Source organism: Oxobacter pfennigii (assembly GCF_001317355.1).
Taxonomy (GTDB): Bacteria; Bacillota; Clostridia; order Clostridiales; family Oxobacteraceae; genus Oxobacter; species Oxobacter pfennigii.
This window is the reverse complement of record NZ_LKET01000029.1, coordinates 139,361-156,107: the sequence shown is the minus strand read 5'-3', so window position 1 is coordinate 156,107 and position 16,747 is coordinate 139,361. Positions and strand designations below refer to the sequence as shown.

At 40.8% G+C, this 16,747-nt stretch carries 10 protein-coding genes and 1 riboswitch; of the genes, 5 read left to right on the top strand and 5 right to left on the bottom strand.

Going from position 1 to position 16,747, the window contains the following annotated elements:
* Window positions 1–89 precede the first annotated feature (89 nt).
* Window positions 90–665 carry an orotate phosphoribosyltransferase gene (gene pyrE, locus OXPF_RS08580; RefSeq protein ID WP_054874788.1) on the bottom strand — a complete coding sequence of 192 codons (576 nt, stop codon included), beginning with the start codon at window positions 663–665 and terminating at the stop codon, window positions 90–92.
* A gap of 14 nt (window positions 666–679) precedes the next feature.
* Window positions 680–1,549, bottom strand: a complete 870-nt coding sequence (gene pyrF, locus OXPF_RS08575) for an orotidine-5'-phosphate decarboxylase (protein ID WP_054874787.1) — start codon at window positions 1,547–1,549, stop codon at window positions 680–682.
* Window positions 1,550–1,909: 360 nt separating this feature from the next.
* Between pyrF and OXPF_RS08570 the strand changes: the two genes are divergently transcribed.
* A complete protein-coding gene (locus OXPF_RS08570) occupies window positions 1,910–2,836 on the top strand; it encodes a bifunctional GNAT family N-acetyltransferase/nucleoside diphosphate kinase regulator (protein WP_054874786.1) in 927 nt (308 codons plus the stop codon).
* Between the two features lie 50 nt (window positions 2,837–2,886).
* On the opposite strand, the gene OXPF_RS08565 is transcribed toward OXPF_RS08570, so the two are convergent.
* The 3 genes from OXPF_RS08565 to OXPF_RS08555 form a co-directional block, all read right to left on the bottom strand.
* Window positions 2,887–3,777, bottom strand: coding sequence for an ECF transporter S component (locus OXPF_RS08565; protein ID WP_242854364.1), 891 nt, complete (start codon window positions 3,775–3,777; stop codon window positions 2,887–2,889).
* A gap of 132 nt (window positions 3,778–3,909) precedes the next feature.
* Window positions 3,910–4,011: riboswitch (THF riboswitch) on the bottom strand.
* Between the two features lie 278 nt (window positions 4,012–4,289).
* On the bottom strand, window positions 4,290–5,411 hold the full coding sequence (locus OXPF_RS08560; protein WP_054874784.1) for a response regulator: 1,122 nt from the start codon (window positions 5,409–5,411) through the stop codon (window positions 4,290–4,292).
* 57 nt (window positions 5,412–5,468) lie between these two features.
* Window positions 5,469–8,522, bottom strand: a complete 3,054-nt coding sequence (locus tag OXPF_RS08555) for a hybrid sensor histidine kinase/response regulator (RefSeq protein ID WP_054874962.1) — start codon at window positions 8,520–8,522, stop codon at window positions 5,469–5,471.
* A gap of 222 nt (window positions 8,523–8,744) precedes the next feature.
* On the opposite strand from OXPF_RS08555, the gene OXPF_RS08550 reads away from it, so the two are divergent.
* The 4 genes from OXPF_RS08550 (at window position 8,745) to OXPF_RS08535 (ending at window position 16,710) form a co-directional block, all read left to right on the top strand.
* Window positions 8,745–10,778: a methyl-accepting chemotaxis protein gene (locus tag OXPF_RS08550; RefSeq protein WP_054874783.1), complete on the top strand. Its 2,034-nt coding sequence runs from the start codon at window positions 8,745–8,747 to the stop codon at window positions 10,776–10,778.
* Between the two features lie 33 nt (window positions 10,779–10,811).
* Window positions 10,812–11,327: a V4R domain-containing protein gene (locus OXPF_RS08545; RefSeq protein WP_054874782.1), complete on the top strand. Its 516-nt coding sequence runs from the start codon at window positions 10,812–10,814 to the stop codon at window positions 11,325–11,327.
* A 100-nt stretch (window positions 11,328–11,427) separates the two neighbouring features.
* Window positions 11,428–13,533: a methyl-accepting chemotaxis protein gene (locus tag OXPF_RS08540; RefSeq protein WP_054874781.1), complete on the top strand. Its 2,106-nt coding sequence runs from the start codon at window positions 11,428–11,430 to the stop codon at window positions 13,531–13,533.
* Between the two features lie 81 nt (window positions 13,534–13,614).
* Window positions 13,615–16,710, top strand: coding sequence for an EAL domain-containing protein (locus OXPF_RS08535; protein ID WP_083479785.1), 3,096 nt, complete (start codon window positions 13,615–13,617; stop codon window positions 16,708–16,710).
* Window positions 16,711–16,747: the final 37 nt, after the last annotated feature.

Here is a 16,747-nt window from a genome sequence, read left to right as displayed (position 1 = left end):
AAATTTCCTAAGCAATAAAAAAACAGGCACTCTCATTTTTAGGTTCTTCCTTTAGGAGAAGTGCCTGTATAAATTACACAGTAAAATTTCTACGCCATTTTTCTGCTTCCGGGTTTTATACAGGGACTACCGTCTTTACACATGGGGCACTCATATTCCTCATATGTGGGTATATCAAAGGATATAAGGCTTTTATATTCCACACCGAAATCTACTTTGCCGCCGCTTCTGTCAACCAGGCTTGCAACACCTATCACATTGGCGCCATAGTTTTTTACTATTTCAATTACTTCCTTTACAGAACCGCCTGTTGTTACAACATCTTCAACTACAAGTACATTGCTGTTTGGCGCTATATCAAAGCCTCTTCTTAGGGACATTACCCCGTTCTCCCTTTCGGCAAATATAGCTTTAACTTCCAATGCCTTTCCCACTTCATAAGCTATGAGTATTCCGCCTATTGCCGGGCCTATAACCATATCGATTTTCATATCCTTGAATTTTTCTGCCAGAGCCTCTGATAATTCCTCACCGTGCTTTGGCCACTGATAAGCCTTGGCGCACTGCAGGTATCTCGGACTGTGTTTTCCGCTGGTAAGCTTAAAATGACCTTCCAATAAAACTCCTGCTTCCCTTAATATTTCAAGCACTCTTTCTTCTTTCAAAACTACCCACTCCTTTATGCTTTTATATGGCTTAATAATTCATCCCGCATCCTTGTTACCTCATGCTTTATACACGAAGCATAATCGTCACCGTAAATTCTTCTGTATTCTTCATTTTTATGGCTTGTAAGTACAGACCTTGATGCATTGATCAATGCCCCTATTCCTTTTGTAAAGCCTAATGCTATATCCTCTGCCTTGCCTCCCTGGGCACCGTAGCCGGGAATTAAAAGGAAGGAGGATTTTAATATCTCCCTTGCATTTTGAAGTTCATCAGGATATGTGGCACCTAAAACTCCGCCTATAAAGCTATAGCCTTTTTCTCCCTTGTATTTTTCCGACTCTTCGAATACTTTTTGAGCCACAACCTCATATAGCTTTTTTCCGCCTACATCAAGATTTTGAAAATCATTGGAGCCCGGATTTGATGTCTTTATGAGCACAAACAGCCCTTTATCAAGATCAAGACAGCATTTTATAAAAGGCTCTATTGTATCCATTCCCATATATGGGTTAACTGTAATGGCATCACATCCGAAGGCGCTAAAGTGTGCTTTCCCATATTCTTCAGCGGTAGAGCCGATATCGCCTCTTTTAACATCACCGATTACCAAAAGCCCCATATCCCTTGCATAGTCTATGGTTTGCTTATATACCGAAACTCCTTCAACGCCCAGAGCCTCATAGCATGCTGACTGTATTTTGATTGCAGTAACCAGTCCCTTTACTGCATCTAGAATTTCCCTGTTATATTTAAAAATATCCTGAGCATCATTTACTCCGCTTCGTAAACCTTCAGGTACATGCTCTATTCTGGTATCTAAGCCCACTACTACCGGATTATTGACTTTTAAAACGCCGTCAATCAGCCTGTCGATAAACATCTTGCACCATCCTTTTCATACAATCCTAATATATAAAATACGCAAAAAAAGCATACATTATTAAAGATGCTGTATGCTGCATATTTTATACATTTATAATCCTCCCTTCTTAGCCTCTCCGGACTAAATTAAAGATTAAAGGCCTCTTTTATTTTATAAATAATAACATTTTTCCTATAGCTTTGTCCAGTATTTAAAAGGGTAAATTGCAAATGAATTTATCCTTTTAAAACAATTTGGAAATGACCGCAAGCTTGATTTCCATGAGCCTTTAATATATAATAATCATATAAAAGAACCGTCATAGTAAAATTTAATCTATGAAAGGCTTTTATTTCTTACGACAGGATGGAGTAAAAAATGAAAGAGCCTTTTATTTTTTTATGTTCGGAAATAACCAGAGATAATGCACTAAACTTAATGAAATGGTTGGAGAATCTGGAAGTCAAAAGATACTTAAGTGATTCACATGATGTTTCTAAAAATATCGAACAAGTACTTAACAGAGCAAACCTTCCTATACTGACTCACCTGTTTAATCAAAAGGGCAGATTTTATATGGCTTATACCAAGCAAAACATACCCATTGGTTTCGTTCGCCTTGTTAAAAAGAGCAATGATTTTGAAATTGTCATTGTGATAGGCGATCAGAATAACTGGGGCAAAAAATTAGGAACTGCTACTATCCGCGAGAGTATAAAAATTGCATTTTTTGATTTTAGGGCGCAAAAAGTCATAGCGAAGATCCATAAGGAAAACAAGAGGTCTATTCGAGCCTTCATCAATGCAGGTTTTATTATTGATTATGAAACTCCTCTTCTTAAAATCTTCGCAATAACTATGGAAAGATATCTAGCGTCTGTTAAAGGAGGAACTGCCATGTCTGCAAGTATTTATATCACAGAAATCGACAAAGAAAGATTAATAAAAATAATTAATGAAGAGCTTTTTAGCGGCAAAGCTATGGAAAAGTCTATTCGGCATCTTGAGAATGAAATCCATAAAGCAGTCATAGTCAATTCAAAGCAAATTTCTAAAGATATTATCACCATGAACTCACAAGCCTTGCTTCATATCGATGATGAAGATATAGAGGTTTCATTGGTATACCCCAAAGATGCCGATTTGGATACAAATAAGATGTCTGTTTTTTCTCCCATCGGCACTGCAATACTTGGATATGGTGAAGGTGATGTCATTGAATGGGAGGTTCCATCAGGCACCGCAAAAATCCATATTAAAAAGATTTTATACCAGCCTGAAGCAGCCGGTGATTATCATATGTAGGAATTTTAATTCAGGGGCTTCAAAATTTTGAAGCCCCTGTTTTATTATACTTAAATCATCAATTCTTTTAAATTTCTCTGCTCATTGAATATTCCAAGAAGTACCGCCATAAAATAAGCTTTCAGGGTATTGCCTAGGATTTCTTCTATGGCACGAGGTATCCAAACTGCTGCAAAGGGTAAAGCTTTCCAGGACGTATAAATGGTTTCACGCAGCAAAATGGTATTAAGAGTAGTAACTATCAGTCCGGATACAAGCAAGGCAATGAGCATCTGCATAGTTTGCCCTTTTTGCGCGTCCTTTAAGAATAGCCTTGATATAATAAGATCCGCTGCTAAAAGGATTAAGCCAAATAAGGCGCTTCCTACCAGGCCCGCTGTAACCGGAAAAATATACGTTTCCAGATTTTTGCCCGGGTTACTTGTATTTATTGTCCTCTGAATAAGAAGTTTGCTTATGGCGTGCATTCCCTCGATATTTACATCTTCTATTTTGACATTATCATAAAATGAGGCATTGACGCCGTCAGCAGATAAATATATATAATTTAAAACACCGGATACAAGCATTGCTACGGAAATGGCGGCCACTGCAATTCTCATTTTCATACTGCTTTTATTGCGAAGCAGCATCCATATGGCCCCTCTTATAAAACCTCCCAAGGCAACAATTAAAGTCATAAATGGGAGAAAGGAGCCCGCAGGCTTTAGAATAAAGCCCAAAATATCCTGAAGGCCTGATACAGCAGCTCCAAAAATAGGCCCAAATAAAATGCCGGGCATCATGGAGAAAATACCAGAGACACCTATACTCATTCCGTTTTGGCCGAACATAGGTACATAAAATGTAAATGAACTTTTTATAATAAGTGAAAGACTTAAGAATATCGCTGATACAGTGATACGGCGTAAATGTAAAGAAGATTTTCTCAATTTATTCATTCCTCTCTATTCATATATTTAGGAATATGGTTGAGTAAATATGCTCCCCTACTTTGTTACATAAAAACACCTCCTATTATGCAGCAATCTACATAATAGGAGGCATAGTAAAACCATATCTCTATTTCATGTAGCTGCGGGATGCGAACTTTGCACCGCAAGCCAATGGGCTTTTCGTCCCTCCGACAACTCCCCGTTCAGAAGGCACTACAACGCGCAAAATCCTACTCTGCTCTTTGTATATATTATCTTTAATAACATATACAACTCCCTGCTGTTCAGGCTAAACCCAAACAGTCGGTCACAAGGTTTACTACAAATTATGTCAATTTATTTAAGCAATTATATAATAAAATTATATTATCAATTACTGTTGTTAATGTCAATGTTTACTCTAAGTAATCAAATTGCGATTTCTGGTGCCAACACACTCACTACGCCGCATCCCATAAAAACCGCCGAGCAATATAGCTTGTTAATGAATATACAGCTTCATTCCTAAATCAGTTTTATTATAATTGAATACTATTATACAGAGCCTGTATCGACTTGCTCGGCTTAATTCCCAGCTCAGCCTTGAATAGTTCCTGTACAACCTGATAATGGGTAATAAATGCAACCTGATCCCTTTTGACAAAATAGCATTTTAAAAGCATTTCATGAGCGGCCTCATTTAAAGGAGATTTCTCCAGGATTTCGCCAAGTATTTTTTCGGCTGCTATGTAATCATTTCTTTGCATATAGTAAATCACGATGGAAGTTGCCAACTTGTAATATTTTTTAAAATAGGCCTCTTTTTGGGGTAAAGACCATAAATAGTCATTATCCTCTAAATAATCTCCCTTATATAATAAAAGGGCTTTTTCATATTTTTCTATAGTACCTTCTTCAACAGGTACAGAGAAAGCTGTTTGAGAATCAAACTCAACCGTATCAACGTATACTTGTGGAAGACTCATCCAATAGCAGCCATTGATAAAACTGAAATTAAAATTTATCCCGGCTGAGGATAAAACCTTTTTCATCTTATATATGGTTGTATGAAGTTGAATATCCACCTTTTCCTGATCATATTCGGGCCAGAGAGCTTCACAGATTTTCCATTTTGGGACTTCCTTTTCTAAGTTTTGTAACATATAGGCAAATAGTTCTTCCGCCTTGGAAGTACGCCACTTGACAGGTTGCTTATTTTCGGCGCCGTATACTGAGAATTTACCAAAGCAATAAATTCGCCCATTACCCGGAAGTCTATGATTGGAGCCTGCCAATAGAACTTTTCTTTTGATAAAGCGGTCGACCGTTTGCTCGATATCTTCAAAAGATATGGGTTTTAACAGATAATCCAAAGCATTGACCCGGAAGGCATTCAAGGCATATTGATCATACGCGGTTACAAAGATGATTTCAACGTCACTGTAGATTGCCAAAATATTTACGGCCAACTCCAGGCCATTTGTTTCGGGCATTTCAATATCCAGAAATGCAACATCCGGTTTTGCCTTTTTTAACCCTGCTAAGGCATCCGCCGCACTGAGAAAGCTGTTAGTCACCGTTACCTGTCTTGTTCTTTCCAATAATATTTTCAGGACATTGATGGCAGGTTCCTCATTATCTACAATAATTGCCTTTAACATAATACATACTACCCCCAAAAATAGATTCTCTTATTATAAATAGGCTTATATACTGAATTAGCTATATCTTGCCGGTATATTAAACGATATTGCCGTTCCCTGGCCTTCTGCGCTTGAAATTTCTAAACCCGAACCGTAAAAACTTAACAGCCTGCGGTTGACATTCTTCAAACCAACACCGCTGCCTTCATGGTTTAGCTTCATCAAGCCCTTCAAGATCGGAGCGGCCATACCGACGCCATTGTCTATGACTTCCACTTTAATCCGGCCTTCCCAAAGAGTCAGATTTAAAGCAACTTTCCCTCCTTGGTTTCTTTTCATCAAGCCATGCCGGATGGAATTTTCCACAATTGGCTGGATCAAGAGAGGAAGGATGCTATACTTTAAGACAGCGGGATCAATGTTGTATTCCATCTCAAGCCGTTTGCCAAACCTGGCTTGTTCTATGGCCACATAAGCCTTAACCAGCCTGAGTTCTTTTTCAATGGCTATAAAAGAAGAGGTACTGGAGAAATCGAAGGTGTTCCTTAAAAAAACGCCTAATTCCGAAAGCAGTTCCCCTGCCTTTGCAGGATTGGTATAACAAAAAGAACTAATAGTATTTAAAGCATTGAATAAAAAATGGGGCCTGATTTGGGCCTGCAAAAAAGCTGTTTCCTTTTCCAGCAGCAAATCCATGGATTTTTTCAACTGGACAAGTGTATTGACCCGGCATTTTAGCTCTCCGATTTCAAAGGGCTTCTGTATGAAGTCATTAGCTCCCGACATAAAACCGGCCTCCAGATCTTCAGGAAGCGCTTTGGCTGTGAGCATAAGTACAGGAAGTTCCAGAGGGGAATAAACTTCCCTGACTTTTCGACATGCTTCATAGCCGCTCATGCCCGGCATCATGACATCAAGGATACAAAGATTGTATTTTATAGGCCCCTTGAGAAGATTTAGAGCTGATTCTGCATTTCCGGCAATGGTAACATTGTATTGGCAGACCGTCAGTATATTTAACAGGGCTTTTAAATTTGAGTATTCATCATCAACAGCAAGGATGAAAAACTCTCCTCCCACATTGACCGTATGCGGCAGTTTTTCAACCATTGAAGGTTGGGGTAAACCGTATTCCTCATATTTTCCTGGCAATGCTCCCAAAAGCTTGTTGTCTTTGGCAAGGGGCATGGAGAAAGTAAAGCATGCCCCTTGTCCCGGCTCCGATTGGGCAAAGATCTGCCCTTGATGAAGCTCAACAAGCTGCTTGGTTATTGTCAAGCCGATGCCTGTCCCATCCGTACCGGTTGATTGTTCTTCAATCTGCTCATAGGAAGTAAAAATATCTTTTAGTTTGCTTTCAGGAATGCCGATGCCTGTATCCCTGATTTCAATCAAAAGGAACTCTCCATCCTGGCGGCAGTCGATCACAATGCTTCCTTGTGCCGTGAATTTTACGCTATTGTCCAGTAAGTTGGTGATAATCTGTTTCAGCCTGTTTTCATCCGCCAGGATAATATATTGATCCGGCGGTATTTTATTTTCCAGAATAACAGGTTTTCCTTTAATCAGATAGCTGAAAATTTCTACTGTTGATTCCACTACCTGGTGTACGTCCAGGCAGGTGATATTTAATTTGATATCCATAACCTTCAATCTCGAATAGTCTAAAATATCATAAACCAAAGTGGAAAGTCGTTTGCCTATTCTGGTAATCAGCCGGATATCTTCAGTTTGGTTTACATTTAAACTTCCTCCTGCTCCGTCTAAAAGGGATTGGGAAATATTGATAATGCCATTTAACGGCGTTTTCAGTTCATGAGAGGTTTTGGCCAGAAAGTCGTCTTTCAGTTTGTCTAAAACAACCAGCCTTTCGCTGAGCTCTTCAATAGTTATATAGGAATTTTCATATTTCTCCGACATGTATAGCGCCAGGGATAAAACAAAAATCGGCTGAAAGACGGGAATAAAAAAGTTCGATTCTATATGCAGGGCAAGAACGCAAAAACTGGTTATTAATAAAATAACGGAACTGAATGTAGCGGTGTAAAGGTAATACCTGCCTTCAATGTTGGTATGGATATATTTAAGGATAATACGCAATGTCAAAGAAATAACATAAATATTTCCCAGAAAAAGGATAGAGGAAGCGTAAGTGGATATATAAAAATTGGTAAAACAGGTCAACAGTACAAAAAAGACGGTAATTCCGTTAATGATCATATTGACCCAGCGAGAATAAGACACCTTAAAAGCATAATAGACATACTTGAATAAAGAGTACAGGTTCAAGATTAGGGAGAACGTCATAATTTTGAGCGACGTGGTATAGCTTATAAACCGAAAAGCATAGTTGATAAGACCTTCCGAGCAAGTACCGGCGTAAATTGCTGAAAATAAACAATAAGAAGCAAAGTACAGCGCTTCGCGGTTGCGTTTTCTTTGCAGACCCAAGCCGAAGAAGTAAACGGACATAAAAAACAGACCGGAAATTAAGGCGACGTCAATAAAGAAATGATACAAGCGTAAAAAAGTAATTGCTTGCTGGCCGCCAAAATAAATTTCATAACGAATTCCGCCGGAGGAGTGAAGATAATTGGCAACCTGGACAATGATTTCGGTTTCATCCTTATCGGCGGAGAAATAGCCAGTGTCAGCATAATATTGGTGAACGGTGGATGCGGGTGTGTCTCCGGGTCTTCCGCAAGCGATGATTTGCCGGTCGTCAGCAAAGACCCTGGCTGAAGCAGTGATACAGGTTATTTTTATTCCATAATCGCCGGCGTCAGGAAGCAATATTTTAAGACGGTAGGTGGCCGTTCCATAGGATGGTAAATTTATACCCTGTATTTGATAGGCCCGCCAGGATGAGGGAAGCTTTTGCACACTTCTCCCTGCAGGCTGCTCGCTTTTAAAGTCGCTGGGCGTGAGAAGCTGGTCAAAATAAAATTCCCATTCCCCGCTCAATTTTACCGTTTTATCTGTGGTATCATAATTTCTCAGATCCAGCGTCCCGTTTACAGCTTCAGGAGCATCTGACGACAACTGGCGGATACCCGGAACGGCGATACTTACGGCCATTATGATCAACATTATATAAAAAAAGGACTTTTGTACTCTTATATTATTCATAATAAGGAATCCTTCCAAATAATCTTCCTATTTATATATTTTACTTGAAGATGAGAAATTTTAACAGATAATCTGTCGATATTCCGTAGATATTCTCTGAAATTGTCCAGAAAATGTTCAGAACACATTGATACAATAGTAACGAACCTCCGAAGGCCTTAAATAGTAAAACAGGGCCTGAGGACAAAGTTTTTATATAGTTATAAAGGAGGATTCAATATAATGAACGCCATCTGGAAAGACAAAAACAGGAGTTTTATCAGTATCCGCACAAAACTTGTCTGCGTGATCGTGCTGCTTATTGCCTTAGCTGTCGCTGCCGTAGAGATATACAGTTATAAGGGCAGAGCCTCAGAAATTGAAAGAACAGTTAAAGAAGAACAATTAAATACTGCAATATTGACAGCATCCAGACTGGAAACAGAAATAGCCAAAACCGTTTCCACCCTGGAAACAGCAGCCAACAATAGTGTTTTTTCATCAGACGACAAGGACAGTATCATCAAAGAACTGCTTGCTATAAAAGAACAAAATCACATTTTTTCCACAGTTTTCATGACGGATTCGGCTCTCAATAGGTTGAATGAAAAAGGTGAAATAAGTTCTCTGGCCGGCAGGGAATACATGCAGGAAGTTCAAAAAACAAAAAAAACGGTTATATCCCATGAGATTCTCATCTCCCAGGCTACCCAAAAACCATCACTCATGATTGCAACGCCCGTCAAGGTTCCCGGCGCACCTGAAAGATATCTGGGGATTTCCGTCAATATCGACAACCTTCAAGGGATTGTGGCCGCAGGCAAAAAGAATGACAGCAATTATTCTTTTGCCTTTGATGGTAAAAATGGCATGGTCTTTGCCCACCCGTTCCAGGAATATGTCGGCTCGCTTAAGTTCATCAACCCTGATGAAAAAGATAAAGCCCTGGTTCCACCAGAATTGCAGGCCATGGTAAAAGAAGCCACAGCAGGACACTCCGGCAGTCAAATTTATACTTTTAACGGTTCAAAAATTATCGCCGCCTATACAAACATTCCGGGGACTTCCCTTGGTGTATCCGCCAGGATGACTTATGACGAAGCAATGGCCCCGGTCATGAAAGAACGTAATTCCGCCTTTATGATTACATTAATTACTTCCCTCTTAAGCACCATTGTGGCTTTGGCAGGGGCAAAATATATAGCCGATCCCATCAGAAATATTGCCGACCAGGCCAATATTATTGCGTCCGGCGATTTTACCCAATCCAAAACCATCCTGGTGAAAGGCAAGGACGAAATAGGCCATCTCCAGCAAGATTTCAGAGATATGGCGGGCATGCTCCGCTCCACCATGGAACAGATCGGCCAGGCAGCGGCACAAATTGCCTCTGCAAGTGAGGAACTGGAAGCAAGTGCAGAACAATCGGCCCAAGGGGCAGGCCAAGTGGCCGCAACGGTATCTCAAGTGGCGGCAGGTGCAATGGATCAGGCCAAGGCTGCTAATGATACGGTTCAAACCGTGCAAGCAATCGGAGAAGAAATTAACGGCATTGCCCAGCATACTTGTGCAGTGGAGGATGTCTCCCAATCATCGGCCTCGGCTGCCTTAGAAGGAGGAAAAGCGCTCCGCTATGCCATTGATTCTATTACCAACATTAATGGAATTGTTCAGAATACCGCAGGTACTATCCGAAGTTTAGAAAACTTTTCCGATAGAATCATCCAGATTGTAGATACCATTGCAGGTATTGCTTCCCAGACCAATCTTTTAGCTTTAAATGCAGCCATTGAAGCTGCCCGCGCCGGCGAACATGGCCGTGGTTTTTCCGTCGTTGCGGATGAAGTCCGCAAACTTGCCGAACAAGCGAAAGAATCAGCAGGAAGTATTGCCCAAATTATAGATGAGGTTCAGTCCCAAATCCAAGTTGCGATTGACAGGATGGATAAAAGCGCACAGGAAGTCTTTAAAGGACAGGAAGTAGTTTTAGCAGCAGGCAAATCCTTTGAAGTCATTCAACAACAGATCGACGATGTCCATCAAGCGGTTCAAGGAATTACAGCAAGTGTTCAGGTCCTGTCAGCTTCCGGCAGCAAGGTGACCGCAGCAGTAGAAAAAATACGGGATATATCCAATGAAACGGCAGCTAATAGTCAAACCATTTCTGCCGCTACTGAAGAACAATCGGCAGGAATACAGGAAATCGCCTCTTCAGCAGAAGCCCTGGCTCAATTGTCAGGTCAACTGGAGTCAATGCTTAAACAATATAAATTTTAACTCTATTTCATGGATGGTTTATAAGGAGAAAGAATGAAAGATACCTTTGGAAACTTTGAATGGAAAGATATTGGGGACATTGAACTGGGAAGGCCTGCTATGGGAGAGAAAATGCATGTTGCTGTTTACAGGATGTTCCATTATTCTCTCCGCAGCGTCCTGGAGAAAAGTTATGGTAAAGAGGCAGTTAAACATAACCTGGTAGAAGCCGGACGGTTAGCGGGGAGAGAGTTTTGTGAACATGTGCTGGATCTCAGCCTTCCACCTGCGGACTTTTTTCGTTTGCTCAGGCAAAACATGGCTGAACTGGGCATAGGGATACTTGAGATCGAACATGCGGATTTTGACAATATGATCTTTATTTTGAAGGTATCCGAAGACCTGGACTGTTCAGGTGTGCCGGTAACCGGCGAAACAACCTGTAATTATGATGAAGGCCTTATAATGGGTATCCTGGAAGTATATACAGGCAGGAAATTTATCGTCAAGGAAACGGATTGCTGGTCAACGGGGGATTGGACATGCAGGTTTCATGTGGTAGCAATATGATATTTGCATAGACATTCTTTTGTAAAATCCGTATGGAACATGAAAAGGATGCTGAAATAAAACTGATAGCAAAATATGATGAGGAGGTTTCGGATAAAGAATGCCCAGAAGAAAAGGGAGTTTAAAAACTAAGATTGTCATTTTGATGAGTATAATATTGACAGCCATATGCTCGGGATTAGGGCTTATGGCATACCATAACATTTACAATTCACTAAGCGGCAATATTGAAGAGATGTTGCCAAAGATTGCCCTTGAAGCTGCAAGGCTTATTGAAACTAAAATGTCAAGCCAGATTAACTCTTTAGAGGCACTGGCCTCAAATGAAAAAATAATATCCTTTGGAAGTACACAAGAAGAAAATCCAGGTATTGAGGCCTTGTTGAACCAAGAAGTAAAACGGCAGGGATATAAAAGAATGGCAGTGGTCAATGCCCACGGGTATGCCGCATATAATGACGGACAAAAAGCCGATATAAAAAACACAGACTATTTCCAAGAAGCCATAAAAGGCGAAAATTTCATATCGGATCCCATTGCAAACGGAGAGGTCAACAATATTGAAATGATTTTTTCAGTCCCCATTAAATCGGGAGAAAGCATTATCGGCGTAGTTGCCGCCATCAGGGATGGATATGAATTAAGCAATCTTGCAAAGGAGATATCCGTCGGTAAAACGGGAAACGTATTTATTGTGACTAGTGATGGCAGAACCATCGCCCATTCCAACAAAGAAATATTAAGCAACTTGATAAAAATAAATACTGGCGGAACTGCTACAGTTTCTTCTGCAACGAAAGCAGCTGGAGCTGGAGAAATCGGTGTGGTCTCGTCGGCCACAACGACACATGAAAGCAATGGCGAAGAATCGGAGAATAAAAATTACAATGTCATAAAGGAACGGATGATAAAAGGCGAAACCGGATTTGGGGAATATGAATATAATGACGTACCAATGTATCTTGGATTTTCCCCCATATCCTATTCGGAGTGGTCTGTAGCAGTACAGGTTGAACAAGGAGAATTATTGTCCGGGCTATCGATTCTAAAACGGGATACTATCCTTACATCTTTAATTTTCCTCATTTTAAGCCTTATGGTAGTATACTTCTTTGCGATGCGGATCACAAAATATCTTGAAAAGCTGAAATATTATACTACATTATTAGGAGAATTTGATTTAACCTTTGAAATATCCGAAGAACTACTTAAACAGAATGATGAAATTGGAGAAATGTCAAACTATTTCCGCCTATTCATTAACAGCGTCCATAATATGGTAACAAGCATTGTCAATGAGACCCAAAAGGTAAATGCTTTGGTAGCAATGTCCCATCAAAATATAGCGGCTCTCACAATGGAGTTAGAAGATGCTGCGGCAACTGTCCAGGAATTATCGGCAGGGATGGAAGAAACCGCCTCCTCCACTGAAGAAATTACCGCAACTTCCAATGAGATTGAAAGCGCAGTGGAAACCGTTGCAGTAAAAGCACAGGAAGGCGCATTATCCGCCGATGAAATCAGCAAAAAGGCAGTAGCCTTAAAGGACAGTTCACTAAAGCTTCAGACCGGGGCCGACCAGACTCGTTTGACCATTAAGAAAAGTATGGATGAAGCTCTGGAAAAAGCCAAAGAAGTCGATAAAATTAAGACTTTATCCGAAGTTATTTTGCAAATATCTTCCCAGACCAACCTGCTGGCTTTAAATGCGGCTATCGAATCGGCCAGAGCCGGCGAAGCCGGAAAGGGATTTTCCGTCGTTGCTGAGGAAATACGAAAATTAGCGGAAAACTCTAAAAGCACGGTGAAAGAGATCCAGGATACTCTGGACGTTATCCTGAAAGCTGTCGAAAACCTGGCCAACAGCTCCAGGCAAACTCTGGAATATATCGAGACAAAAGTAGTGGACAGCTATAAGGAATCCGTCCTTGTCGGTGAAAACTATGATCAGGATGCTCAATCCATTAGCTATTGGGCCACGGAGTTAAGTGCGACCTCTCAGCAACTGCTCGCCTCCATAAAAACAGTATCGGAAGGGATCACCGAAATAGCAAAGGCCGCAGAGGCTGGGTCCGAGGGAACAAATCATATTTCCTATAAAGTTTCTAAGATAAAGGATAAGGCTAATGAAATCAAATTGGAAACGGATGATGTTAAAGCCAGCGCAGATAATTTGCAAGGCTTGGTTAAGAAATTTAAAGTATAAAGCTTTTATAAAGCTTTAATCGTTTAATATAATCCAAACCGCTTTATAGCGGTTGTGGTTAGTCCTTTGGAGGAGTATCTCATGGAATATGCACCCCTGTTATTTTCCTTATTGTTTTTTACTGCATTTGCCATCTATCTTTTTTTCGGAATATATATTATTCATTTAAACCCTAAGGCAAGCTTGAACAAATTGTTTTTGATTGTTTGTATTTCTTTGTGCCTATGGTCTTTTGGATTTTCCATTGCCAACTCCGCGCCGGATCTAAAGACCTGTCTATTCTGGAGAAGGATTTCCGCTCTCGGCTGGTCATCTATCTACAGTATATTGCTGCATTTTCTATTGGTATTGACAGGCAAAACCAGCGTCTTAAAGCGCGGCTGGTTCTGTCTGATGCTGTATTTTCCCGCACTGATCAATCTATACGTTTTTTCTCTATCCGATAATATGGCAGCCCTTCAGTACAGCCTGATAAAGCTGGATTACGGCTGGATTAATGTAGCCGTTAATAATGGCTGGGATTTGTTTTTTTATTTTTACTATGGTGGATATACCCTGGCCTGTCTGGGGCTGGTCTTTATTTGGCAGAGAAAAGCCACGGATAAAAACATACGGATGCAAGCCATGCTGATTTGTATTTCGCTTTTTGCGGCTTTATTGCTGGGAAGTTTAACGGATGTTGTCCTGAGCTCAAATCTAACCAATCCGTTGCCGCAAATGGCTCCAGTATTCACTTTAATCCCCATCATGGCCATTTATTACTCAATCAAGCGTTACGGCTTGATGCACCGGGAAATGCTCGACCAAGACGAACTGATTCTCAATGATGAGATGCGTGCCATATTGTTCCAATATTTATCCGCTGGGTATTTTGCAGCCGGTTTGCTGGGTTTTCTATCCGAGTATCTACCCCATAGGCTCCAAGGTACAGGCAATATATATTCTGCTCTATTAACGGGCGGATTATTGTTCGGCACCGGTTTTGCCTTCCAAATTATACAGCGCTTAAAAAACGAGAATATAAAAAATACGCTGAATATGATTGTACTCCTTTCCAGCATCCCTCTGATCACACTTAGGTTTTTGCAATATACCGGCATAACGGTTTGGGTTTTCCCTATTATTTTAATGATTATTTCTTTGATATTCAATAAACGAAGCCTGCTGCTTTCGATAACGGCTGTTGCCATTGCAACGCAGATCCTGATTTGGATATGCAAGCCTAAAGCCATGGTTCAGGTGGACGGATTTCATTATCTTTTGCGGATAGGCCTATTTGTCATGGCCCTCTGGATAGGACTGTATGTTAATAAAATTTACGTATCAAAGTTAAAGGAAAATGCTTGCCAAATAGGTTTTCAAAAAATAATTTCGGAAATTTCTTTTGATTTTGTAAGTGTAAACCAAACAAATTTTGAGGCAAAAACCAATCATCTTCTGGACGCAATAGGACGCTTTTTTCAGGTGGACCGTACATATATATTCCTATTCAATCATGAAGACAACACCATGACCTATACATACGAATGGTGTACTCAAGGAATAGAACCGGAAATAGGCACCATCCGGGATGTCCCCCTCAGCCTATTCCCCTGGTGGACGGAACAGTTGAAAAGCAATAAACCGGTTTGTGTCGAAGATGTAAGCAAACTGAAGGCTGAAGCCGGCGCGGAAAAGAAACAGTTTGAAAAGGTCAAGTCCCTGGTTGCCATTCCAATTGAGGGGAACGGGAATATCCAGGGGTTCCTTGGAATTGATTCCATTGTGTCGCCAAGGAAATGGTCAGAAGATGAAATTAAGCTGCTTAAAATTCTGGCTAACCTGCTGGCTGACGGTTTCATTAAAGTCAAAGCTGAGAAAAAAATTGAATTCATGGCCTATTATGACCACCTGACCGGCCTTCCTAACCGTACTCTATTTGAGGACAGGCTAACCCAAGCCATTCACCTGGCCAAACGGTCTGGAAAATTTGTCGGCGTCATGTTCATGGACCTGGACAACTTCAAGACAGTGAATGATACCATGGGGCATAATGGCGGGGATAAGCTGATTCAGGAAGTAGCGCAGAGTCTGGCGCAGCGTTTGCGTAAAACGGATACGGTTGCCCGTTTCGGCGGCGATGAATTTCTGATCCTAATTAACAGCATCCCCGATAGTAAAGACATTGCCAGGATCACCGATAAGCTCATGGGGCTGTTTGAAAGGCCGTTTAATATAGGGGGGCAGGAGTTCTTTATCACAGGTAGCGCAGGTGTCGCTACTTATCCGGTGGACGGCGAGGACCCGGAAACATTAATCAAAAATGCTGATATTTCCATGTACAAGGCTAAATCTAAGGGTAAGAACCAATATGTCCTATGCACCGAGAATATGAAGGATGAAGTTCAGCAAAACATGATGTTGTCCAACAGTTTATATCACGCCAAAGAACGGAATGAGCTGGTTATTTTTTATCAGCCCCAGATCAAACTGTATACAGGCCAAATAACCGGCGTAGAAGCCTTATTGCGCTGGAATCACCCGCAATTGGGTATGATATCCCCGGGCATATTCATCCCGTTGGCCGAAAAGAACGGTTTGATAAACATCATTGGAGAGTGGGTACTGAAGACGGCAAGCAACCAAAATAAGAAATGGCAGGATATGGGGATGCCTCACCTGCGGATGGCCGTAAACCTTTCTGCCGCCCAATTTAAAAATCCCCACTTGGTTGACAACGTGAATCGTATTCTCAAGGAAACAGGCTTGAGCCCTGAGTATCTTGAATTGGAAATTACGGAAAGTATTGCAATTAATGAAGCGAATTATATTATAGACACATTAGATAAACTGAAAAATCTGGGCGTATCCATTTCCATTGACGACTTTGGAACAGAATACTCGTCCTTAAGCCGATTGAAGATGCTTCCCCTCGATCGGATTAAAATTGACATGCAATTCGTACAAGGCATTGAAGGCAACGAAAAAGACCAGGCTATAACTAAAATCATCATTAACTTGGCTAAGAGCCTGGAGCTTGAAGTCCTTGCCGAAGGCGTGGAAACCGCTTTGCAGTCGGAATTTCTCAACGGGAAAATGTGTGATGAAGTGCAGGGATATTATTATTATAAACCGATGCCAGCAGAGGAATTTGAAATACTATTGAAGTCTGGTGCAAATAAAAGAGTGGAATATTAGTTTATATGAAGATTTACATAGCAAGGTGTTAAAATAT